Origin of the sequence: Dietzia timorensis (assembly GCF_001659785.1) — a bacterium.
GTDB lineage: Bacteria > Actinomycetota > Actinomycetes > Mycobacteriales > Mycobacteriaceae > Dietzia > Dietzia timorensis.
Genome location: NZ_CP015961.1, coordinates 433,310 through 455,000, shown reverse-complemented (window position 1 = coordinate 455,000; position 21,691 = coordinate 433,310). Strand labels below are relative to the sequence as shown.

The following is a 21,691-nucleotide window of genomic DNA, read 5'->3' as shown; positions in this document are numbered from 1 at the left end:
CTCCATCCGAGAGGATTGCCATGTTTCGCCTGGTTCACAGGGGTACGACGCGACGGATTCTCGCCGCAGGGGCTGCCGCTGTGCTGCTGCCACTTTCGGGTCTCGCGGTCGCCCCGGCACTGCCGGCGGCCGGCGCGCAGCCGATCAGCGCCGAGTGTGCGGCCGTCTCCAACGGTTCGGCGCACTGGGGAATAAAGGAATCCTTCCGCAGCTACCTCAAGAGCCCGATCGCCATGGGCGGTTGGAACCTCGACGGCGTCGGCTTCTCCGGGGCCGAGGCGGGCGCCGACGGCACGTTCGACTTCACCGCGGACGCACCCAAGGCAAGCGTCAACGGCCAGGACGCGGACATACCGCTCAATGGCTCGATGACTCTCCACGGCCACTTCGACCTGCTCAAGATCAATCTGACGAACATGTCGATCAAGGTGCGCGGATCCGAGGCGCAATTCATCGCCGATTTCTCGTCCAACACGGTCAACCGTCCCGCGCCGGGCGCCGAGATCACCGGGCAGGAGCAGGGCACTCAGGCCGCGATCGCGACGTTCACCCTCGACCAGCCGATCGACGCGAACGCGGTGCGCAGCGGCAAGTTCAACCTCTCCGGCGCTGGATACATCACCGAGGACGGCAACCGCGCTTTCGGCGGCAACTACGGCGAGGGCAACAACACCACCGACCGCCTGAATATGGACGTCTCGACGATTCCCGGACTGTGCGTCGGAGGCGAACTCGACGAGCTCGGCAAGACCGCCCCGGCCGCCGGGCAGGCACCGGCGGAGCCGCACACCGACGACGCCCCACCGGCGCTCGACGTCGCACCCGCCACCCAGAACGCCTCCCGTTCGACCGGCGGCAACGCGGCCTCGCACGCCGCACCGAAGAACTACGGCAAGTCCACGCCGGCACCCGCCGGTAAGGAAGCCTCCGCGCTTTCCGGAAGCGGGGAGGTGTGCCGCGAGGAATCGACCAAGGGCGTTTCCGACGCCCGCATGGGGTGGGGCGTGAAGGACTCGTTCCGCACCTACGTCCAGGGAGGGGTCGCCAAGGGCGGCTGGACGACGTCGGGCGGCGCGGTCTATAACTCGGGCGCGTTCGTGTTCTCCGGGTCCGATGGCGCCGTGGACCCATCCTCGCCGCAGGGCAGCATCAACTACGGCGGATCGGTCAACTTCACCGGTCACGGCGGGGTGCTCGACCTCACGCTCGCAAACCCGGAGATCACGTTCTCCGGAAATTCCGGTTCGCTCATCGCCGACGTCACCTCCAACGACACCGAAGGCAACCCGCGCAGCTTCGGCCGGATCACCGTCGCCGACCTCGCAGTGAGCGCCTCGGTGTCCGGCGACGTTATCGACGGGAACGCCGGAGCGACGCTGACCGCGGCCGGATCGGAGGCGCTCGCCGACTTCTACCCCGCCGGAACGGCGATGGCGCCGGTGACCTTCAAGGCCTCGCTGTCCGGATCGGCGAGCTGCTCGGCGGCGGGCGGATCCAACGCCCCGTCGAGCGGCAACGCCGGCGGAAAGAGCGAAAAGTCCGGCAAGTCGGCAGCGCTCGAGGCAATGCCGGAGGACGAAACCCCGAAGGACGCAAAGCCCGTCGCGGATAAGCGTTCGTCGACGTCATTGCTGGATAATGCCGCGTCCACGGACGACGATCCGGACACTGTGGCGATGGCGCTCGCGTCGAACCCGGGGATGCCGATCGCCGGGGCGATGCTCGTCATCGCCGCTGGTGTGCTGCTCTACCGGATCGGCCGCAATCGTCGCGCGGTACCCGCGGCTGCAGACTCCGCCGCCACTACCGGTTCCGGCGAGAACTAGAGCACTTCGAGAAAGGCCCCCTGCGCATGATTCGACGGAACACCCTCGCCCGCTCGGCGACGGCGACGCTTGCCCTGTCCACCGCCGCGATGCTCGCGCTCACCGGCTGCGGCGTCGGCGCCCAGTCCGGCGGCGCGAACGGCGACACCGTCGCCGTGGAGGAACTCCCCTCGCGCGACGACGTCGACAACCCGAAGCAGCTGAGCGGCCTGAGCACCGTCGCGCCGCTCGGCGACATCGAGCCGGTCGCCGAGAGCCCGGAGCCGCAGCTGCCGGTGAGCTTCTCGGACGCCACGGGCACGGACGTCGAGGTCACCGACATTTCGCGCATCCTCGCGCTCGACCTCTACGGGACGCTATCGCGCACGGTTGAGGGGCTCGGGCTCACCGAGAACATCATCGGCCGCACGGTCTCGTCCAATGAGCCGGCGATCGCCGATCGGCCGGTCGTCACCGAGGGCGGGCACAACCTCAACGTCGAGGCGATTCTCGAGCTGCGCCCGTCGGTGATCCTCGTTGACGACACGGTCGGTCCGCCAGAGGCGATCGAGCAGCTGCGCGACGCCGGGATCACCGTGGCGGTGCTCGATCCGCGCCGCACCGCCGATTCGCTGGAGGACGACATCACGCTCGTCGCCCGCGCGCTCGGCGTGCGCGAGCAGGGCACCGAGCTCGGCAAGCGCTCGCGCGAGCAGATGGAGCAGGCGCAGGCCGAGGTCGCCGATCTCGCGCCCCAGGGAGACGATCGTCTGCGCATGGCGTTCCTCTACATCCGTGGCAACGGGGGCGTGTTCTTCATCCTCGGCGAGGGCTCCGGTGCGGACAACACGATTTCCGAGCTCGGCGGCATCGACGTCGCCACCGAGAACGGGATCGTCGACACCGTCCCGGCGAACGCCGAATCGCTCGCCGAGCTCAACCCCGAGGTCATTCTCGTGATGAACGATGGGCTCGAGTCCACCGGCGGTCTCGAAGGGCTGCTCGCGCGGCCAGGTGTCGCGCAGACCGACGCGGGCAAGAACCAGCGCATCGTCGCGCTGCCCGATTCCGAGGCGGCATCGATGGGCCCGCAGGCCGGGCTCTCCCTCGTCCGCTTCGCCAAGGCCGTCTATACCGGAGAAGACGTCTGATGACCTCTTCCGTCCTCACCCGACGGAAACGCACCCGCTCCGCCGCAGCCGTCGTTCTCGGTGTTCTCGTCGTCGCCGTATTCGTCGCCAACCTCGCGATCGGGCAGTTCACTCTTCCGTTGTCGAGCCTGTGGCCAGCGCTCACCCGCGCTCCCTCGGCCGAGCTCGAGAGCAACGTCCTGTGGCAGATCCGCATGCCGCGCGCCGTGCTCGGGCTGCTGGTCGGGGCCGCGCTCGCCGTCGCGGGCACGCTGCTCCAGGGGCTGTTCGGTAACCCGCTGGCCGAGCCCAGCGTCATCGGCGTCACCTCCGGCGCCGGTGTCGGCGCGGCAGTCGGAATCGTGTTCCACCTCGGTTTCGCCGGTTCGGCGACGGTGCCGATCCTCGCGTTCGTCGCGGGGATGGCGACGACGATCCTCGTCTACCGGCTCGCTTCCGTCGACGGCGAGGTCAGGGTGGTCACGCTGATCCTCATCGGCATCGCCGTCAACGCGGTCGCCGGAGCAGCGATCTCGTTCCTCGTCTACCTCGCGCCGACGACCTCGCGCGAACAGATCATCTTCTGGCAGATGGGTTCGCTCAACAGTGCGCAATGGGACCAGGTCGCCACGATCGCCGTGCCGATCCTCGCGTGCCTGGCCGCCTCGTGCGTCATTGCCGGTTCGCTCGACGTGCTCAGCCTCGGCGAACGCGCCGCCCAGCACGCCGGCGTCAACGTGCCCGTGGTGCGACTGGCGATCATCGGGTTGTCCACGGCGCTCGCCGCAGCGGCCGTCGCCTATGCGGGAATCATCGGATTCGTCGGGCTCATCGTCCCGCACATCCTGCGCCAGGTGATCGGCGCCGGAAACCGCTGGCTCGTCCCCCTCAGCGCGCTCGGCGGCGCCGTCCTCGTGATGCTCGCCGACCTCGCCGCGCGCACCCTCATCCCGTTCTCGGACCTGCCGATCGGCATCTTCACCGCGCTCGTCGGCGGCCCGACTTTCTTCCTGCTGCTGCGGCGCACCCTACTCAAGGCGGGACGCGTATGAGCACCGAAAATCGCGAATCCACGACGCCAGGCACCACCGTGCTCGAGGCGAGATCGGTCGTCGTCACGGCGGGGAAGAAGACGCTTGTCGACGGCGTGGACCTGCAGGTGCGCGCCGGCGAGGTGCTCGGCCTCATCGGGCCGAACGGCGCCGGGAAATCGACCCTGTTATCGGCGCTGGCGGGCGATAGGCCCCCGCACTCGGGCTCGGTCGAACTCTTCGGTCGCCCGTACTCCGACTACTCCCCCCGCCAGGCGGCACGGCTGCGCGCCGTCATGCTGCAGGATCCGACCGTGTCGTTCGCGCACCTCGTCCGCGACGTGGTGGAGATGGGCCGCGCGGCGTGGCCCGGCGATCCGGACCGGGATGCGCAGATCATCGACCGCTGCCTCGCCGAGGTCGACATGACCGGCATGGCCGACCGCGAGATCACCACTCTCTCCGGCGGCGAACGCGCGCGCGTCGCCCTCGCCCGCGTCCTCGCGCAGACCGCCGACTGCGTGATGCTCGACGAACCCACCGCCGCGATGGATATCGGCCACTCCGAGCGCACCATGCACACCGTGCGCCGCGTCGCGGGCGAGGGCGCCGGTGTGGTCGTCGTCCTCCACGACCTCGGCACCGCCGCGAAATATTGCGACCGCCTCGCGCTCCTGCACGCCGGCCGGATCTTCGACGTCGGCACGCCGGAGGAAGTATGCACCGAGGACACGCTCTCGCACGTCTACGGTTGGCCTATCAGCGTCACTCACCACCCCGCCACGTCCGCGCCCGGCACGGGACACACCGTCGCCGATGACGGCGGAGGAGCCAATCCTTCTGGTGGCCGCCCGGTCCTGTGGATCAGACCACGCGACGAACGCCGACCGTAAGCGGGCCGGCTATCGGCCGTCGACGACCGAGGCTACTGCCGCCCGGATCGAGTCGATGCTCGCAAACGTGGCGCCGACCATGAGCTCGTCGGGCAGCTCGATGTCGAAGTGATCCTCCAGACCGAGCATCACCTGAACCGCCTGATGGGACGTGAGCCCGGCCGCGTACAAGTCGGCGTCCGTGGCGATCTCCTGCGCATCGATAGCGCCCGTCGTGGCCTCGTCGAGGACCTCACGGATCGCAGCCACCGAGGGTTCACTACCTGTATTCACGACTATTCGGCCCTTTCACGGGTTCTCACTTCGACGCCCAAATCTTAATTCACGACCACCCGAATAGGGACCCGGGGCCGAAGCCCCTTTCCCTATCTTCCCGGCGGCGCAAGAAATCTGCTACGACATACCTCAAGTATGTAGTCGCACTTCGCTTCCACCAACTCGCCGCATCTCCGCTCGTGGGGATGCCATACCTTTGCCCCGCGATGACGCCAATCTTGAGGGCACTCGCGCACCAGAACAGACTGTAACATTATGAGCATTGCCGAAGATTGAGGTTAAGAAATGGCCTCCTTACCGTCGTTAACTACCCCGTGATCGATGGTTTCGAGACCCCCGCCAAGTGGAGAAAGTGAGCGCATTGCGCTCGACAAACCTAAGCGATGGTACGCACGATGACACACCCCCACGGCGTGGCCGCCCTAGATGACGAGCCGGGCAGTTCCCGCACCGCAAAATCGCCACAGCAGCGGTTCCGCGATTCCCTGCTCGCCGCCGGCCTCCTCATCGACACGGGCACCCCCGGCCTCTACGGCCGGGGCGCGGAATTTGAGAAAATCCTTATCCGCCTCGAGGATGTGCTCACCCGCGCCGCCGAGCTCAGTAGCGACCTCACCCCCGGCGGGCTCGGCTATCCGATCTATCGCTTCGGGCCGATTTTTCCCCGCGCCACGTACGAGAAGACCGACTACGTCGAGTCCTTCCCGGACCTCACCGGGGCGATCAGCACCTTTTCCGGTGGCGACCGAGAGCATCGCGCGCTCATGGCGGCTCGCACCCGAGGCGAGCAGTGGGACCACTTCCTCGCCCCGGGCGACACGATGCTCGTCTCGGCCGCCTGCCATCCGGTGTACGAGCAGCTGCCGAGCAGACTGCCCGAAGAAGGCGCGGCCGCCGACGTCAGCGGCTATTGCTTCCGTAACGAGCCCTCGCCGGACCCGATGCGCATGCGCTCGTTCCGGATGCGCGAATTCGTTCGGATCGGCGATCCGGAGACGATTCGTGCGCACCGCGCCGCCTGGCTCGATCGCGCCTTCGAGCTACTTCGCTCTTTCGGCCTCGACGTCGAGCGGGTCGCAGCGAACGATCCGTTCTTCGGGCGCGCGGGCAAGCTCCTCGCCAATGGGCAGCTCGACGCCGATCTCAAGACCGAGTTCGTCGTGCCGATCTACGGGGACGCCGCCCCGGCGACGGCGATCGCCTCGGCGAACGACGCCCAGGATCATTTCGGCCAGAAGTTCTCGATCTCGTGCGCCGACGGCTCGGTCGCACACACCACGTGCACGGCGTTCGGCCTCGAGCGCACGACGCTCGCGCTGTTCGCTACCCACGGCACGGATTCCGGCGCCTGGCCCTCGGCGGTGAAGGAGGCGCTCGCGCTGTGATGCATCCGCACTGGTTCGGCCCGCACACCGAATCGCTCTTCGGACTGATCTCAACCCCGGATCAGGCCGTGACCTCCGCAGGCGTGGTCATCGTCCCGCCGCTCGGCCTCGAGGCCGTGACGACCTACCGCGGCCTGCGCTACCTGTCGGATCTCCTCGTGGACGCCGGCCTCACGACCCTGCGCTACGACCACCCCGGTGCCGGTTCCTCGCTCGGTTCCTCGATGTCGCCGCGCGCTTGGGACGGCTGGGTGTCGGGCGTCGGCGAAGCGGTCGCGCACCTGCGCTCGCTCGGGGTCACCGACATCACGGTCGTCGGCGTGCGCGCCGGTACCCTCATCCTCGACGCGGCGTCCCCGGACGTCGACCGCGTCGTCTACCTCGATCCGCCGCTGTCGGGCCGGCGCTGGATGCGCGAAGTCACGTCCCTGCAACTCATGGGCGTCGGCCAGGCCGAGGGCGACCCGGGCATGTCCGCGCCGGGCCTGCACATTTCCCACGAGGCCGCCGAGAAGCTGCGCACACACAAGTGGTCGCCGAACCCCACGGTGCCGCGGCTCGTCGCCCCGCGCTCCGTCGATGGCGCCGGCTCCCCGCTGCGCCCGCTGCTCGACGGCGCCACGCGCCGCATCGACCTCGACGAGGCCGAGTTGTTCGTCGCGCCCGAGGCGTTCATCCACCACGTACCTGCCGGCGATATGCGGCGTATCGCGGAGGCCATCACTCACGCCGCCGCCACCGGGACCGGCGTGGTGGCCGCGGCGTCCGACGTCAGGAGCCACCTGCGGATGACGGCGGAGGTCGCGAACCGCCAGGGCGAGCGGATCGTCGAGCGCATCGATGTGCGCACCGCCCGCGAACTCATCACCTTCACGACCTTCGCCGAGGGGCAGACCCCGCGGGGGACGGTGCTGTTCGAGTCGACGGCGAACGAACCGGCGTGGGGCCCGACCGATATGTGGGTGCGCGCGGCGCGCGAGCACGCGGGCGAGGGCCTGCAGTGCGTGCGGCACGACAAGACCGGCGGCGGCGACGCGGGCGAGGTACACGAGGGCGAGATCGCGGTGCTGTACTCGTACGAATCGCGCGATGATGCCGAGGCGGTGGCCCGTACCCTCGACACCGATCCGGCCGATAACCTGCTCGTTGGGCTGTGCTCGGGCGCCTGGATGGCGGCCGAGACCGCGCTGCGGACGCGCGCCGGGGCGGTGCTGTTGTTCGGGATGCTGCAGTGGGCGCGTGTGCGCGAGCCGGTGGACAAGGCGTTTCTCGCGGCCCACGGTTACGACCTCAACACGATGACGATTCCGGAGGTCACCTCCGAGCATCAGCGCGAGGATTTCCGCTCAATGGTCAAGTCGCTGCTGCGCGATTTCTTCCCCATCCGCATGTGGGAGGAGCTCGGCCGCCGGGGCATCACGCAGGTACCCGGCCCGCTCCTGCACGAGCTCGACGAGGCAGCGGTGCGCACGACGGTGGTGATGACCCCGGATGACCTCGAGCACTATTGCGTCCACCGCGGCGACGAATCGCTGCGGCGCCTGCGCCGGCGCGGCTGGACGGGAACGGTGCGCTCGATCGACGTGCCCAGAGGCGACCACAATCTCTACCGCCATGATTCGCGCGAGCAGGCCCGACGTGCGCTCGCGTCCGAGGTCGCGGCGCTGCGCCGGAGACTCGAGGTGCCGGCCGGCCGCCGCACGCCCGCGGTGCCGGCATTCCCGCCCGCCCCGCGCGCGCTGTTCGTCTCGCCGCCGGACGTCTCCGCCACCGCCGACGGAGCGCGGTGGCGCGAAGCGATCGCACACTGCGGCGACATTCGGGCCGAGTTCCTCGACACGGGACGTCTCGGGGCGCTCGGCACGCTCGCCGTCATGCCGATTCCCGTCCTCACGATGCTGGGCGCGGACGCGCTTTCGCTGAGGCGCCGCGTTGTCGGGCGCATCGTGGCACGCCGGCGGCTCGCCGAACGCCTCTCCCGCGGGGACATCGACGTGCTGCACCTGTTCCGGCCGACCTTCGTCGGGTCGGTTTCTCGCCTCGTGGGGCGGATCCCGCTCGTCCTCACCATCGACCGTGCCGACATTCCGGTGTCGATCGAAGGCTCCCCTTCGGGTAAGCGAACCTGGTGGCGCCGCTCCCGGCGCGAGGTTCCGCGCGGGCTACGCTCGCTCGCGGGCTCGGCGAAGCACGTGATCGCCACGAGCGCCGAGGTGGCGGACGTCCTGCGCGGTCCGGCTGTGTCGCTGCCGGCGCATGCGGTGAGCGTCGTCCCCGAGGTATCGCGCGCGGCCGAGCGTCCCCCCGCGGAAAGGTCCGAACACACCGAGCGTCTCGCCACCACGCTGGCCGATGCTGCTTCGCGCACCGTCGGCAGCGCCGGAATCTTGGGATCCGCAACAGAAAGGCGCGCTGAGCAGCCGGCATGATATTCACCATCCACACGCGCGTGAGTGCCGAGCTCGAAGCCGAATGGGACGCGCTGGCAGAGCAGGTCGGCACCCACTTCGGCGCGCGACCGACGTACGCGTTGTCATGGCACCGCTGCACCGGCAAAGGGCGCCTCGCGGTGGCCACGGTGCACCGGAAAGTCGGGGGCCGAAAGCTACTCGTCGCGTTGCTGGGCATGCACACGCGAATCCGGGGCGGGCTGCCGGTGAAGAGGCTGCTCGGGCACGGGCTGGGCACGGTGGGAGAGGCGCTCGCCGTCGACGATGCCGCGCTCGACGCGCTCGTCGACGGACTTCGCCGTCGCGGGGCGATATTGCAGCTCACCCACCTAGAGACCGACTCTCCGCTCGTCGCCGCGTTGCGACGGAGCGGGCGCTGGAAGGTCGAGGTCGCCCTGGACGACCACTGCCCCGTGGTGGATCTGCCCGAGGGCGTGACGTCGCGCTCGCTGCGCAGCGGGTCGACACTTCGCCGGTCGGCGAGCACCCGCCGCAAGCTCGAGCGTGCGGGCACGCCGATGACCATCGAGAAGGTCACCACCGCGCAGCAGCTCGAATACTTCTGGCCCGACATCGTGCGCACCGCCGCCGCATCGGCCGATGCAGAGCGGGCCTCCGGTACCGAGCCTCGCCAGGACCTGTGCGCGACGCCGTGGGGCGAATTCACTTACGCCTTCCTCCACCAAGAGGCGACGCGCGGGCGGCTCCTGGTGTGGGGCGCGCTTTTCGGCGGGGTGTGGGGCGCCCACATGGTCACCCTTCGCAGCGGTTCCCGCGCCGAGCTGTGGCTGACCCGCTACAGCCCCCTTGCCGCATCCTCGCGCCCGGGCCATCAGCTCATCGAATCCATCTGCGACACCCACGACGAAGTCGGCATCACCGAATTCGATTTCCTCATCGGCCGCAACCCGTACAAGACCGACTGGCAGACCAGGGAGTACAGCGTCGTCACGGTCGTCGCCGCGCCCCGCACCATCGGGGTAGCGCTGTACTGGCTCCGCGGCGCCGACGCGGTGTTCTCGGCGTTGCGTGTGTTGCGCGCCAGGTTCTCCGGCACCCGCCACCCGCGCGCTTCCCCGTCGACGTCCGCCTCCCACCCCACTCCGAGTTGAGGAATAACGATGTCCGAGGACACCACCACCCCTGTCGATCACGCCGCTAACGCCGCCCGCTATCCCCTCCTCCCACCGGCACGTGTCATGCTCGACGGCTACCTCAACGCCTCGAATTCCGGCGCCTACCTGCAGGGACAGCTCGTCTTTTACCAGGGCGCCGATCTTCGCTTCGACCACCTCCTCGCCGCTGCACAGCTGATGACCGAGGAGGCCGAGGCGCTCCGAATGTACGCCGAGCGCGGCGAGGACGGCGAGTGGTCGGTCATCGAATGCCCGCCGGATCCGCAGGTCAATACGGCGCAGTACGACTTCAGCAGCGAACCCGATCCCGACGAGGCGGTCCGCGAGTTCTCGCGGGCCGCCCTCCGCGCGGGCCGCACCATCACCGATCCCGCACCCCAGGTGTCCAACTACTGTTTCCGCCTCGGCGAAGACCGAGCGGCACTGTTGTCGATCTGCCACCACGTGTTCGTCGACGGCTACGGCGGGCTCCTCGCCCGCACGCGCGTCGGCGAGCTCCTCGCCGCATGGCAGAAGGGCGAACCGAGTCCGCCACGGACGTTCGGCCGTTTCGCCGACCTCGTCGCCGAATCCGAAGAGCCCGATCCCGCCGGCATCGAGTTCTGGACGCAGATGCTCGACGGCGCGCCGACCGCCGTGTCGATGGCCTCGCGCACCGCACAGCCGGCGCCGCTATACGAGGAACTCGACCTCTACAACGAGACGTTCCTCGGCGATTTGCGGGCCTTCGACGAGAACATCAAATGGCCGCACTTCGCCGCGGCCGCCTGCATTGCCTACACCTCGGCGATCGTCGACGACACCGATGTCGTCACCGGGTTCCCCGTCGCCAACCGCACCTCGATGCAGGAGAAGATCACTCCCGCCCAGGCGATGGCCTCGCTCCCGTTGCGCGTGGAGGCGGACCCGGATGCCGCGTTCACCGAGTGCGCGGCGACGGTCCGTGCGGCGATCTCGGCGACGCGCCCATACCAGCGCCAACCGGCCGAGAAGATCCGCGCCGCCGTGCCCCAGGCATTCCGTACCGGCCGCCTCTATGGTCCGACGGTCAACATCATCCCGTTCTTCGCGCCCGGCGACGCGGGAACCCTGCGCACCGAGGCCGAGGTCATCGGCCAGGGCCCGGTCGACGACATGATGTTCGTCGTCGAGCCCTGGGAGAGCGCCGGAATCCGGATCAAGCTCTTGTTCAACCCGGCCCTCTACGACGCCGCCACCCGTGCGCTGCACGCCGAGCGCTTCGACGGCTGGGTCCGGCAGATCCAGGCCGCACCCACCACGGCTCTGCGCGAACTGGAATGTCTGACGTCGGAGGAACGGCGCCGGCACGACGAACTGGCCCACGCCACCGCGGACGAGGGCGGCCGCGCCGAGCTCGCAGACACGTGGGGCGAGCTCGTCAGCCCCGGAGACTACGCGGCCGCCGCCGGTATCGACGCGGCCGAGGTCCGCGGCCTCGCCGTTCGCACACGACTGGGCCGTCCCGCCACATTCGGACGCTCCGGTCAGGTCATCGTCCTCACGTCCGCGGGGGAGGTCGCCACCGGTTTCCGCGCCGAGGTGACCGCCACCGGCCTGCGCACTCGAGGCCGCGAGGACGAGCGTTCGGTTGTGGCCGGCAATTGGGTCGAGCTGGGCGAGCTGCGTCGCGCACTGAGCCCGCTCGCCGACCGCGTCGGATTCGACTCGAGCGACGTCACGTTCGCCCCTACTTCGCGGCGCATCGCCGTCACACTTCCGGAGACCGCGGACGACGCGGCGAGGGAGGCCGCGAAAGCCGCGCTCGACGAGGCAACCGGCTCGCCGGTCCGCGTGCGCTAGCGGGCGACCTGCACGTTCCCAAGGGTCGCCGGGCCGAGGACGAGTGGCGAGACGCCGTCGGCGTTCTCCTCGCCGAGGGTGCCCAGCTCGACGCGGTGCATCTCGTCGGCGCCGACGTTGTAGGCGTTCGACACGAGCGCGGTGAGCACCGAGCGGTCGCCGCGGCGCTCGATCCACGGGTCCTTCATCGACACCTCGACCATGGAGAATCGCGCGGTCGCGGTCACCGTGCCCTCGTACCGAGTAATCCCATCGGTAGCTTCGGCGGCGGACCTGGTGAAACTCACCCGTTCACCAGGCTGCTTTGCGGCGCCGAAACGGGGGTTGATGCCGCCTTGCGCGGCCTCCGTCGCCCGGTAGACGAGCCCGGCTTCGAGGACGAGATCGGGCTGCGCCGGTGGCGGTGTATTCGGGCCCGGTTCGGGAGAGAAGTCGATCGGGATGAAGAACTCCTCGGACGGGTTCTCCGACCCGGCGCCGGGATAGACGTAGACGCCCCAGTTCTCGCCCGGAGTCTCCTCCGGCGGATCGACGACCACGCGCGCGGTGAACTCGCCGTCGGCGTTCATTGGTTGGGCCACGCGTGCGATCGAACGGTGCATGTCGATTGGGGCCTTCGGGATCGCCTGCAGCGTCCCCGGGGGCGTCACCCACGCCATGCGGTCGTGCGGGTGCGTGCGCGCCTCGCCGGGCGAACCTCCACTCGGCTTCCACTCGTCGCCGAATCCGCTGTAGAGCACGTACACGCCATTGGGAGTTCCGGGCGGAACGGGAAGCGGGAAGCCGCCGCGGTTCGCCTCCGGGGAAAACCCGGTGCCGTGCACGAGCAGCACGTCCCCGCGGTGCACGGTGAGCCCGTCGACCGGGCGACCATCCTCGGTCGTGACGGAGACCTGAGGATTCTCGTGGACCTCCGGGAAGAAGGGCAAGTTGTCCGGGATGACCGGCGCGGCTGCGGCAGTTCCTATCAGAGCAGGAGTGACTGGTAGAAGAAGCGCCGCCGCCACGGCACCGAAGAGCCGCCTTGTCGAAGTAAACACATTGCAAGATTAGCCAAGGCTTACCTTTTGTTCAATTCCTGCCAGGCTGTCTCGAAATGACAAATGTGCCGGGACATCTGGTGAACGATGTCCCGACACATCACAGGGCTGTAGGGGAGAAACACGAAACCCCTACCGACATCATCGTTGGGGGTTTCGTGGTTGATATACGTGGTGGGAGGTCAGTCCTCGAATTGCGGATCGCCGTTTGACTCTCCAGGAAGCGCCTTCCGCGAAGAATCATCTGAAGAAGGCTGTGCCTTTGGCTCTCTGACGCTGCGAACCAGTGTGCTCGCAAACTGCATCACCGCTGGAGTTAGACCGAGTGCCGCCACGAAGGTGTTTCCACCAAGCACAATTACCACGAACGCGAAAATTAGCCCGAGGGCGACGATTACCGAAGAGAGATACTGCCCCCTCTTTACGGCATCGACATCCCCCTGGGCCAGCGTGCGGCGTTCGAAGGCTTCCGCATGGACAGCCGCCTCGGACATCGCGAGTACTCGTTCGGCAAACCCCGCCTGGACGTTGTCGTAACCCTGCAAGTCTGAGGGATGCGGAGCTTGCCCCCTCCAACTCATAGAAATGCTCTGTCGGGATACGACCCCCTTAGGCCTTACCTCGATTTCTACAGGCTCATCGGCCTCTAGAGCCTGAGTCAGCGTCTCAAGAACTTGTTCTTTGTCGTCGACAACTACCGCGCCGCGGTCGCCGACTTCATCGCTTTGGTTATGCTCTTGTCGACCATCTTGCCCGCCCTCTTGAGCTGGGCTTGCGCCCTTGCGCTGTTCATCCTCTGCGGCGTCCGAAGCGGGCGCGGCATGATGTTCATCGTATCGACGCCCCGGAGCTCCGCCCGCCGCGTTGCGCCGAGTGTCCTTGTCGTCTTCGTTGTCATGATTCAACTCTATCCTTTTCGCGAAATTTAATTGGTGTCAGATTCAGCACAACTAAGTTTCGGGGGTGCCGAGTCGGTTGTCGTCACATTATTGCGGAGCACCTAGCCTCGTGAGAGCGAAATCGAATCTAACGTTCGATGAGTTACAGACCACGCTCCCGAGAGCTCTGGCACGAAACTGGCACGCTCGCCGGGAAACCACGCATGGTAATCATCCCACCAGCGGTGGAGCCTTTCAAAGGCGGAAGTGGAGGGATTTGAACCCCCGGAGGTCTTACCCTCGCTCGCTTTCAAGGCGAGTGCATACAGGGTTTTACCAGGTCATGAGTTTTCTAAAGAGTAATGGTCAGACAAGGTTTCTGCAGGTTTGAGCAGGGGCGACAGGGAATGTGTCAACTCTGTGTCAACTAGCCCGCCAGAGTGCCGGCCGATGGCAGGCGCCCGCGATCACCAGCGGCACAGCCGCCGACAGGCCCAACCTCGAACACCACCACCGAGGAGGACCCCATGCTGCCCACCACCACAGTCGCCCTGACCATCCGCGTCGACAATGACTACGCCCACGGCCCGACGTACACCCACCTTCTCAACGTCGATGTGCCCATTCCTGGCGACGACATCAACCTCACCGAGTGGATGCTCGACCACCTCTTCCCATACACAGGCGAGGGACCCGAGTACGCCGATTCACTGGCCATCTATTCCGTCCAGATCATCAGTGCCCCAAACGATTTCGACGTCCTCCTTGGCCTAGCCGTCTCCGCGATGGGCTAGCCATCCGGGCGGCACAGCCGCCGGCGAATCAACCCTTGAACACCCACATTTCAAGGGAGGCACACCATGACCGCTACGCTCACCGACCCCTGGATCGAGCGCCAGATCACCGCCGGTCGACTGGCTCCCGGCGCCCGCGGCATGAGCCGCACCGAGGCCGCCGAGCAGTACAACCAGGCCAACTCGCTCACCGAGTCCGACGACGACTATCTGTATACGCCTGGCCAAGCACAGCAGGCCGCCCACGACGCCCTGGCCGTCATCGGCATCGAGACCGGCGACGCCCGCATCCTGCTCAGCGACGGCCGCCCCGGTCCCCGCTGCTGGTCCTACCTGGTCGAGCCCGGCCAGCTCGAGTTCGCCCTCGATCAGCACCGGCTGACGACGGGCGCATCCCTTTCCGCCGACGCCGTAATGGAGGCTCTGCCATGGTTCTGACCCCGTCTGTCGCCATCACCGCACCCGACGTCCCCGCGGCCTGGCTTGGTTGCGAGGCCTGCTACGGCGCAGGCCGACTCGTCGGCCGCTGGTACCCGGTGACCGAGATCGGTGACGTAACACCCGAGACCCTGCACGGCCACCCCACGACGCATGAGGAGGTCGTCTGCATGGACACCGATGGCCTGCCCGTCGACGGCGAGCCGTCGCAGGAAACCGCGGCCCGGTGGGGCGAGATCTACGAAGAGGTCGGCGACACCCAGTGGCCGGCACTGTGCGCCTGGGTCCACAGCGGCAGCTACATCGCCGAGGGCGACACCGACTTCCCATCCGTCTCCGACTTCGAGGAGGCATACGCCGGTTGCTGGGACAGCTTCCGCGACTATGCCCACCAGCTCGCCGAGGACATCGGCCTGTTCGAGGGGCTCGACAGTGAGCACGTCGCGGTCCGGTACTTCGACTGGGACTCGTGGATCAGGGACCTGGAGATGGACTACAGCGTCGAGCGTGACGGACACGGCGGCGTCTACATATTCAGGAGCCTGTGATGGCCGGAGCAACGTTGCAGGACGCCGTCGACCTCATCCCCGAGGCCTGGCACGACGACATCGCCGCCGACGCCGAATCCCAGGACTGCGACGTGTGCTACGCCGTATCCACCGGTGGACTGCGCGCCGGAACTATCGAGCGAGTGCAGCGTTATTTCGCCGAGCGCGAGGCCGACGCCGACTGGCAGGCACTGTCACAGGGCCAGCAGCTTGACGAGTGCTTCCCGGCCTACTGCGGCATCGGCTGGCCCGACCTACTCGACGAGCTGGGAATCACCACGGTCTACGCCACCCAGACCACCCACTGACCGGTGCGCCGCCCGGCGCACCCGAGGACCCCGGCGCCCGCATACGGTGCCGGGGGTCACCTCATTCGACCGGCCTGTGTGACCTTCATCTCTTGACTGAGTAGTTATAATCTGAAGCATATTATCCGGGCGTAGCGTGCAACCTCCGCCGCCCAGCTTCAGTCCTCGCGGACGCCACTTTCATGCGATAGAACTGCCCTGTGCCAGAAACCGCAGCGTTTCACCCGGCCACAGGGTTGTCGAGTTTCGCGCCAGGTAATCCCCTGCCGAGTCATTCGTGCGCCCGACGCGCCGACCGCCGGGTCTTGCGCTTTCATGGAAAATCCATGAATCTGTAAATGTCTGGCTAGCACGACATTTACTATGAGGGCCGCGAACCGAAGGAGGGAACATGCCGGGGAGCAAGGTTGCGTCCGTGGGACCATGGAGTCATGCCCGTGTCCGACAGCCGCCTGACCCCGCAGCAACTGCGGGGTCGTGACGTGCGCCGGAAAGCTCTGGCTGCCGTGCTGATCGACAGCCGCAAGGCAGCCGGACTGACCCAGGCCCAACTCGCCGAGCGTGCGGGACTGGCGCGGTCCACGATCATCACCATCGAGCAGGGCAAGGCCGGGATCAGCAGCGACGCACTCTGGGAGATCGCCAAGGCCGTCGAACGGCCTCTCAGCGAGATCATCGCGGCCGTCGAGGCCGACGACGCCGCTGCCGCCAGCCTCCAGCCCGACAACTAGGCCTTCATCGCCCGCACGCCGGGCACACGTATCACCCACTTTCAGCCGACGCACGACGTGCGCACGGCCGACTCACTGCACCCTCATCGGGGAGGAACCATGCCACAACCCACCTATTACGAGGTCCTCGGACTCGACCCCCGAGCGTCGTCTCCCGACCTCGCCCAGCAGTTGACCCACCAGCTCACACAGGCACCGCCCGGTCCTGGACGGCAATACATCGAGCAGGCCCGGGCCGTTCTCTGCGACGAGGGCAAGCGCCGTCACTACGACGCCCGGCTCAACGATCCACAGGCCCCTGCGTGGACGCCGAACGAGCTGCACGAGCTGGCCCTTACCGCGCCCACCCCGGCACGCACGGGCCTTGTCGCCGCATTCGCCGAGACGAGGGTCAAGGTGCTTTCGGGTGTCGTCGCAGGGCTGGCACTGATCCTGGCCATTGCCGTGACTGCCGTCGCGTGCAGCGGCTCCGACGGCGGGTTGTCGCCGACCGCGTCTGACGGCTCCGTTCAATCGAGCGCGCAGACCAGCGGTGACAGCGACCAGGTCTGCAGGCCTGCTCGCGGACGAGCGGTGTGGAACGCCGAGTGGGAGAAGGAGAAGAGACCTGACTACCTGCTCAAGCTCACCGCGCAGACCGATCTGCCCTCCGAGGTCGCACAGAAGCTGTCCAACCCGCGACTAGCCTCGGGCCTGAAATTCATGACCCAGTACCAGGACAAGACCATCGGTGTGGGCGAGGTCAACTCGACTATCGGAGGACCTGCGGTCTACGTCGCCCAGTACGACGCAGACGGCGCTCTCGTAAAACTGCACACGATCCGCCAGCAGAGCGACACGACTGCCATGCCGACACCATTTGACCAGGCCGAGGACATTTCGGGCGGATACATGCGCGTACAGGCGGACGGCGTAGAGATCCCCTCGGAAGCCAACGGCGTCGAGGCCACCCAGCAGTACGTCGTCAACGCACTGCCCGACGCTTTCGACCGGTCGAAAGTATGGGTCCTGCTCCGCGGCGGCACCAAGCTGTACCGCGGCACTCTCTACGCCAACGCGCCGGACTCTGGCTGCTGAACCGTCACACCCATCAGATAGAAGGAGAACACCCGTCATGTCCATCACTCTCAAGCGAGCCATCGCCACCACCACCCTGGCCACCACGGGAATCGCAGGCACCCTCGGCGTCGGAGCCCTGGCCGCCGCACCGGCCGGCGCCAAGGTCGACAGCGGCACCTACACGATCCGCTCGACCAACGTCGGGATCACCTCGCTACCAGGCAAGGCAGTCGTGAGCGGCAACAAACTGATCATGCCGGGAGCCCCTGCCCTCGTGCTGCACTCGACACCCCGTGGTGCCTACGCCGATTTCGGCGTCACGCGCTATACCTTCACGAAGCGGAACGGTCAGCTCTACAGCGGCAAGATCATGGTCGGCCCTATCCAGACAGGCACCATCACGCTGCGCAAGCGCTGATCGTCGAGGCTGAAACCTGGGAGCACACCACAGCCACGTTCACCGTCTTCAACCCCCAGGACGGCCGCGAGTGGTGCTGGAAGTCGGGGAACTTCGACAGGAATCTACATTCATACGGCAAACATGGCCGATCATGTCCGAGGTGCGGAACGCTCATCGTGCGAGAGCAGTTCATGAACCGAGGCGCGCACTTCTGTCGGAGGTGTCAGCCCCCGCCACGGAGTAGGCACTGACCGGAGTCGGTGGACACCCAGGCTCGGTTTTACTTGCATGTGCAAGTAAAACCGAGCCATATATAAAAGGGCACCTGTGTGTTAGGGACGTGCTTCGGATAGCAGGGTTCTGATGATCGGGTAGCGCGAGTATGAGCATCGGATAGCGGTGCCGGTCCTCGTGTGCTCGTGTCGGTTCTACGCGTGGCAACCAGGCTGCGCGTGGATCCGAACAGGAGGCACGGGTGACTGATTACCGATTGGTGATGTCGCTACTGCTGCAGGACAGGTCCTACCGGGACATCGAGGCGATCGCGGGTTGCTCGCATCGCACGGTCGCGAAGGCGAAGAAGGTCTGCCACGAGCACGGGTTGACCGCCACGAGCCAGGTCGAGGCGCTCAGCGTCGAGGAGATCGACGTCTTGTTCGCCGATGGGCGCAAGACGCCGTCGAAGGAGTTCGTCGCCTTCGACGTGGCGGCTGCCGTGAAGAAGCGCACGGGCAAGAAGAAGCTGCCGCTGCGGGTGCTGTGGGCCAACTACCTCGACACTGACGGCACGCCGGGGCAGCGGCACTACAGCTACCAGCGGTTCTGCCAGATCATCGGCGAGTACGTCGAGGTCAACGAGCTGACGATGCGGATCACGCACGTGCCCGGGCACACGATGCAAGTCGACTGGGCGGGCACGAAGATGGCCATCTTCGATCCCGTCACCGGCACCAAGACCACAGTGTCGGTGTTCGTGGCATCGCTGCCGTACTCGGGGATGGTCTTCGCCTGCGGCTGCCTGGACGAGAAGATGCCGAACTGGCTCGACGCGCACTTGCAGGCGTTCGAGTACTTCGGCGGCGCGGCGCAGGTGATCGTCCCCGACAACGCCTCCACGGCGTCGAACCAGATCGCCCGCGGTGACCGGGCCCGCGAGGTCAACCGTGAGTACCGGGACTTCCTCGAGTACCACCAGACCGCTGCCGTGCCCACTCGGCCGGTGCGCCCGACAGACAAGGGCAACGTCGAGGCCGGGGTGAAGGTGGTGACCAACTGGGTGATCGGACGGCTGGCCGATCGGCGCTTCGCCAGCCTGGACGATGCGAACGAGGCGATCGCCGCCGAGGTCGAGGCGATCAACGACCGGACCCCGTTCCGCGGCCAGAAGACCAGCCGCCGGGAGCTGTTCACCGAGCACGAGCAGTCGGAACTGTTCGACCTTCCCGAGGCCCGCTGGCAGCCAGTCATCTGGAAGAAGTCCAAGGTCAACAGGGATTACCACGTGGAGATCGCCACGGTGAAGTACTCGGTGCCCTACACCTTCGCTGGCCAGCACGTCGATGTGAAGATCACCGGCCCCACACTCACTGTCATGGCTGGCGGGGAGGTCATCGCCTCCCACGCCGTCTCCGGTAGGCGGCACGCCTTCGTGACCGACCCTGACCATGTTCCCGCGCAGCATCTGCAGTCATCGGACCTGTGGTCGCGGGCGTATTTCGTGCGCCAGGCCCACAAGATCGGACCGCACACCGTGGCCGCGATCAGTGAGGTCCTGGATCGCCAGCGGATCGAGGCTCAGGGCTACCGCTCGTGCCAGAACATCCTCGCCCTGGCCCGCGGGGACAACAAGATGCTGCTCGAGCGGGCCTGCGGGCAGCTGGTCTCCGAGACCTCACGCCGGGCGATCAGCTACACCGCCGTCAAGCAGCAGCTGGCGGCCCTGAGGGCCCAGGCCGCCGCTCGACCCACCACCACGACCGCAGCGACGACGCCGGCGACCGCAACGCCTGTAGCGGTACCGCCGGATCGGCGAGATACCACCGGGGCGCATCTGGCCGGGCCGGAGCAGTTCAGCCTCGCCGTCCTCACCGGAGGCCCGAGCAGCGGCACCGCGGGGCGGGAGGAGCTGCAGTGACTGATCGTCATCTCACCGACGCCGACATGCCACTGTTCACCCAGTTGCGGATGACCGCGTTCGGCCAGACCGTCATCGACTTGGCCAACGATCCCGCCTGCGACGAGTGGACCTTCTCGGAGAAGATCTTCCACGCCCTGGACAAAGAGATCACGGCCAGGCAGGAACGCCGGACCCAGAAACTACTCAAGGCCTCCAGATCGCCAAACCCTGATGCTTGCGTAGAAGAGATCCGCTACCTGCCTGACCGCAACGTCAACCGCGAGCTAATCGCACGACTTTCCAGCTGTCAATGGATCGACGCCACCCGCAATCTCGTCGTGCTCGGCCAGTCCAGCGTGGGCAAGACCTACCTCGCCCAGGCGCTGCTCAATGCCGCGTGCCGAAAGTACTACACCGCGAGGTTCTTCCGGCTCGACGACCTGGCCAACCGGCTCGCCGTGCTGGAGCCGACCTCGCAGCGCAGGCTGGACTTCCTCACTGATCTGCACAACTGCGACCTGCTGGTTCTCGATGACTTCCTGACCACGCCGGTGGCTCCGCACACCGCGGCGGAGCTGCTCAACATCCTTGCCGCTCGGGAAGGGCGGGGCTCGACGCTGGTGACCTCGCAGTTCGATCCGCCAGATTGGTACAAGTCGCTCCAAGACGCGGTCATCGCCGAATCGATCCTCAACCGGATCGTCGCCGGCGCCGAGATCATCGCCCTCGACGGCCCGAACATGAGACGGCACCTCGCCACGGCAACGCCATAGCGGCCCAGCGGTCGGACGGGCAGATGCCGCTATCCGATGCCCGTCCGACCGCTACCCGATCATCAGAACCGCGCTTTCCGAAAGGCGTCCCAAACACCGGTGACCGCGTCGAGGACCTCGAGGGTGTCGCCGGCCCAGTCGACCAGCATCGTCCTGCCGGGTTCGTGATGCAGCGTGGCCACGACGTCCTTGATGCGGGCGTGGTCGGCGAACAGGGCGCAGTACTGGGAGTACCCGTACTTCTTCCCGGCCCCGACGGGGTCCGCGAGATATTTGCCCCAGGCCTGCTGGATGGTGAAGTGCCGGTTGAACTTCATCGACGCCAGCACCCGATCAAAATCGGGCTTGGTGTAGTCCTCCGAGACGCGTTTGCGCCCGTCGGGGAACATCCCGGCGATCTCGGCCGGGTTCATCGACGACGCTTGGCCGGCGGTGATGCCGTACGCGGTGATCGTCTTCTTCACCGCCGCGATCTCCCGACGCGAACACCCGACGGCGGCGACGATCTCGCTGTAGCTATGCCCGGCCAGCGCCAACGTCATGATGGCCTTGTACTCGGCCACATCAGCCTCCTCAAATAGGAAGAAGCGGCGCAGTCGCGCCGCCTCACCCCGAGCAGACCACCCCGCCCGCCCTAAGGAGTACCGAGTCGCCGGAATCGAAGTACCGGATCGCCGGA

General features: G+C 67.1%; 22 protein-coding genes. 18 read left to right on the top strand and 4 right to left on the bottom strand.

The genetic code is table 11. The features are described 5' to 3' along the window. The first annotated feature begins 20 nt into the window (after window positions 1-20). From BJL86_RS02115 to BJL86_RS02100, 4 genes are read left to right on the top strand one after another with little or no spacing between them, the layout of a single operon-like run. The gene (locus BJL86_RS02115; protein ID WP_082908741.1) at window positions 21-1,826 is read left to right on the top strand and encodes an HtaA domain-containing protein; all 1,806 of its coding nucleotides are present in this window, start codon (window positions 21-23) and stop codon (window positions 1,824-1,826) included. A gap of 26 nt (window positions 1,827-1,852) precedes the next feature. Further along, window positions 1,853-2,956, top strand: coding sequence for a heme/hemin ABC transporter substrate-binding protein (locus BJL86_RS02110; protein ID WP_067478377.1), 1,104 nt, complete (start codon window positions 1,853-1,855; stop codon window positions 2,954-2,956). Then, window positions 2,956-3,987: a FecCD family ABC transporter permease gene (locus tag BJL86_RS02105; RefSeq protein ID WP_067478380.1), complete on the top strand. Its 1,032-nt coding sequence runs from the start codon at window positions 2,956-2,958 to the stop codon at window positions 3,985-3,987. The genes BJL86_RS02110 and BJL86_RS02105 overlap by 1 nt, the downstream gene beginning before the upstream one ends. After that, window positions 3,984-4,859: a heme ABC transporter ATP-binding protein gene (locus tag BJL86_RS02100; protein ID WP_075844778.1), complete on the top strand. Its 876-nt coding sequence runs from the start codon at window positions 3,984-3,986 to the stop codon at window positions 4,857-4,859. The genes BJL86_RS02105 and BJL86_RS02100 overlap by 4 nt, the downstream gene beginning before the upstream one ends. A gap of 9 nt (window positions 4,860-4,868) precedes the next feature. On the opposite strand, the gene BJL86_RS02095 is transcribed toward BJL86_RS02100, so the two are convergent. Beyond that, window positions 4,869-5,132 carry an acyl carrier protein gene (locus BJL86_RS02095; protein WP_231887335.1) on the bottom strand — a complete coding sequence of 88 codons (264 nt, stop codon included), beginning with the start codon at window positions 5,130-5,132 and terminating at the stop codon, window positions 4,869-4,871. Window positions 5,133-5,530: 398 nt separating this feature from the next. Between BJL86_RS02095 and BJL86_RS02090 the strand changes: the two genes are divergently transcribed. The 4 genes from BJL86_RS02090 to BJL86_RS02075 are packed head-to-tail and all read left to right on the top strand — an operon-like array spanning window position 5,531 to window position 11,927. Next, window positions 5,531-6,520: an amino acid--[acyl-carrier-protein] ligase gene (locus tag BJL86_RS02090; RefSeq protein ID WP_067478398.1), complete on the top strand. Its 990-nt coding sequence runs from the start codon at window positions 5,531-5,533 to the stop codon at window positions 6,518-6,520. Then, on the top strand, window positions 6,517-8,949 hold the full coding sequence (locus BJL86_RS02085; RefSeq protein WP_198034339.1) for a glycosyltransferase: 2,433 nt from the start codon (window positions 6,517-6,519) through the stop codon (window positions 8,947-8,949). The genes BJL86_RS02090 and BJL86_RS02085 overlap by 4 nt, the downstream gene beginning before the upstream one ends. A 20-nt stretch (window positions 8,950-8,969) precedes the next feature. Continuing rightward, window positions 8,970-10,082 carry a GNAT family N-acetyltransferase gene (locus BJL86_RS02080; protein ID WP_198034338.1) on the top strand — a complete coding sequence of 371 codons (1,113 nt, stop codon included), beginning with the start codon at window positions 8,970-8,972 and terminating at the stop codon, window positions 10,080-10,082. A 9-nt stretch (window positions 10,083-10,091) separates the two neighbouring features. After that, entirely contained in the window at window positions 10,092-11,927 is a 1,836-nt protein-coding gene (locus BJL86_RS02075) for a condensation domain-containing protein (protein WP_067478401.1), read from the top strand. Here BJL86_RS02075 and BJL86_RS02070 read toward each other — a convergent pair. Further along, a complete protein-coding gene (locus tag BJL86_RS02070) occupies window positions 11,924-12,967 on the bottom strand; it encodes an HtaA protein (protein WP_067478404.1) in 1,044 nt (347 codons plus the stop codon). The two genes, BJL86_RS02075 and BJL86_RS02070, sit on opposite strands and share 4 nt — an antisense overlap. A 182-nt stretch (window positions 12,968-13,149) precedes the next feature. After that, window positions 13,150-13,872: a DUF2335 domain-containing protein gene (locus tag BJL86_RS16965; protein WP_156515472.1), complete on the bottom strand. Its 723-nt coding sequence runs from the start codon at window positions 13,870-13,872 to the stop codon at window positions 13,150-13,152. Between the two features lie 500 nt (window positions 13,873-14,372). Between BJL86_RS16965 and BJL86_RS02055 the strand changes: the two genes are divergently transcribed. The 10 genes from BJL86_RS02055 (at window position 14,373) to BJL86_RS02010 (ending at window position 21,012) form a co-directional block, all read left to right on the top strand. Then, a complete protein-coding gene (locus BJL86_RS02055; RefSeq protein ID WP_067478413.1) occupies window positions 14,373-14,639 on the top strand; it encodes a hypothetical protein in 267 nt (88 codons plus the stop codon). 66 nt (window positions 14,640-14,705) lie between these two features. Further along, complete coding sequence (locus BJL86_RS02050) at window positions 14,706-15,077, top strand: hypothetical protein (RefSeq protein WP_067478416.1); 372 nt, start codon at window positions 14,706-14,708, stop codon at window positions 15,075-15,077. Next, window positions 15,068-15,625, top strand: a complete 558-nt coding sequence (locus BJL86_RS02045; protein ID WP_067478420.1) for an antirestriction protein ArdA — start codon at window positions 15,068-15,070, stop codon at window positions 15,623-15,625. Before BJL86_RS02050 ends, BJL86_RS02045 begins: the two co-directional genes overlap by 10 nt. Beyond that, a complete protein-coding gene (locus BJL86_RS02040) occupies window positions 15,625-15,933 on the top strand; it encodes a hypothetical protein (RefSeq protein WP_067478424.1) in 309 nt (102 codons plus the stop codon). The genes BJL86_RS02045 and BJL86_RS02040 overlap by 1 nt, the downstream gene beginning before the upstream one ends. 431 nt (window positions 15,934-16,364) lie before the next feature. Continuing rightward, a complete protein-coding gene (locus BJL86_RS02035; protein ID WP_067478427.1) occupies window positions 16,365-16,664 on the top strand; it encodes a helix-turn-helix transcriptional regulator in 300 nt (99 codons plus the stop codon). Window positions 16,665-16,763: 99 nt separating this feature from the next. Next, complete coding sequence (locus tag BJL86_RS02030) at window positions 16,764-17,741, top strand: J domain-containing protein (RefSeq protein ID WP_067478430.1); 978 nt, start codon at window positions 16,764-16,766, stop codon at window positions 17,739-17,741. 37 nt (window positions 17,742-17,778) lie between these two features. Further along, window positions 17,779-18,141: a hypothetical protein gene (locus BJL86_RS02025; RefSeq protein ID WP_067478433.1), complete on the top strand. Its 363-nt coding sequence runs from the start codon at window positions 17,779-17,781 to the stop codon at window positions 18,139-18,141. Beyond that, window positions 18,138-18,374, top strand: coding sequence for a zinc finger domain-containing protein (locus tag BJL86_RS17755; RefSeq protein ID WP_082908743.1), 237 nt, complete (start codon window positions 18,138-18,140; stop codon window positions 18,372-18,374). The genes BJL86_RS02025 and BJL86_RS17755 overlap by 4 nt, the downstream gene beginning before the upstream one ends. Window positions 18,375-18,598: 224 nt before the next feature. Further along, entirely contained in the window at window positions 18,599-20,257 is a 1,659-nt protein-coding gene (gene istA / locus BJL86_RS02015; RefSeq protein ID WP_075844769.1) for an IS21 family transposase, read from the top strand. Continuing rightward, window positions 20,254-21,012, top strand: coding sequence for an ATP-binding protein (locus BJL86_RS02010; protein WP_007633699.1), 759 nt, complete (start codon window positions 20,254-20,256; stop codon window positions 21,010-21,012). Before istA ends, BJL86_RS02010 begins: the two co-directional genes overlap by 4 nt. Before the next feature lie 62 nt (window positions 21,013-21,074). Here BJL86_RS02010 and BJL86_RS02005 read toward each other — a convergent pair whose 3' ends face one another. After that, a complete protein-coding gene (locus BJL86_RS02005; RefSeq protein ID WP_067478691.1) occupies window positions 21,075-21,575 on the bottom strand; it encodes a hypothetical protein in 501 nt (166 codons plus the stop codon). Window positions 21,576-21,691: the final 116 nt, after the last annotated feature.

Excerpts from the sequence above, each read along its gene's own strand:
- BJL86_RS02050 (WP_067478416.1), top strand. The coding sequence starts at position 14,706 with ATGACCGCTACGCTCACCGACCCCTGGATCGAGCGCCAGATCACCGCC.
- BJL86_RS02035 (WP_067478427.1), top strand. The coding sequence starts at position 16,365 with ATGCCCGTGTCCGACAGCCGCCTGACCCCGCAGCAACTGCGGGGTCGT.
- BJL86_RS02025 (WP_067478433.1), top strand. The coding sequence starts at position 17,779 with ATGTCCATCACTCTCAAGCGAGCCATCGCCACCACCACCCTGGCCACC.
- BJL86_RS02040 (WP_067478424.1), top strand. The coding sequence starts at position 15,625 with ATGGCCGGAGCAACGTTGCAGGACGCCGTCGACCTCATCCCCGAGGCC.
- BJL86_RS02045 (WP_067478420.1), top strand. The coding sequence starts at position 15,068 with ATGGTTCTGACCCCGTCTGTCGCCATCACCGCACCCGACGTCCCCGCG.
- BJL86_RS02110 (WP_067478377.1), top strand. The coding sequence starts at position 1,853 with ATGATTCGACGGAACACCCTCGCCCGCTCGGCGACGGCGACGCTTGCC.
- BJL86_RS02115 (WP_082908741.1), top strand. The coding sequence starts at position 21 with ATGTTTCGCCTGGTTCACAGGGGTACGACGCGACGGATTCTCGCCGCA.
- BJL86_RS02030 (WP_067478430.1), top strand. The coding sequence starts at position 16,764 with ATGCCACAACCCACCTATTACGAGGTCCTCGGACTCGACCCCCGAGCG.
- BJL86_RS02105 (WP_067478380.1), top strand. The coding sequence starts at position 2,956 with ATGACCTCTTCCGTCCTCACCCGACGGAAACGCACCCGCTCCGCCGCA.
- BJL86_RS02075 (WP_067478401.1), top strand. The coding sequence starts at position 10,092 with ATGTCCGAGGACACCACCACCCCTGTCGATCACGCCGCTAACGCCGCC.
- BJL86_RS02100 (WP_075844778.1), top strand. The coding sequence starts at position 3,984 with ATGAGCACCGAAAATCGCGAATCCACGACGCCAGGCACCACCGTGCTC.
- BJL86_RS02055 (WP_067478413.1), top strand. The coding sequence starts at position 14,373 with ATGCTGCCCACCACCACAGTCGCCCTGACCATCCGCGTCGACAATGAC.
- BJL86_RS02090 (WP_067478398.1), top strand. The coding sequence starts at position 5,531 with ATGACACACCCCCACGGCGTGGCCGCCCTAGATGACGAGCCGGGCAGT.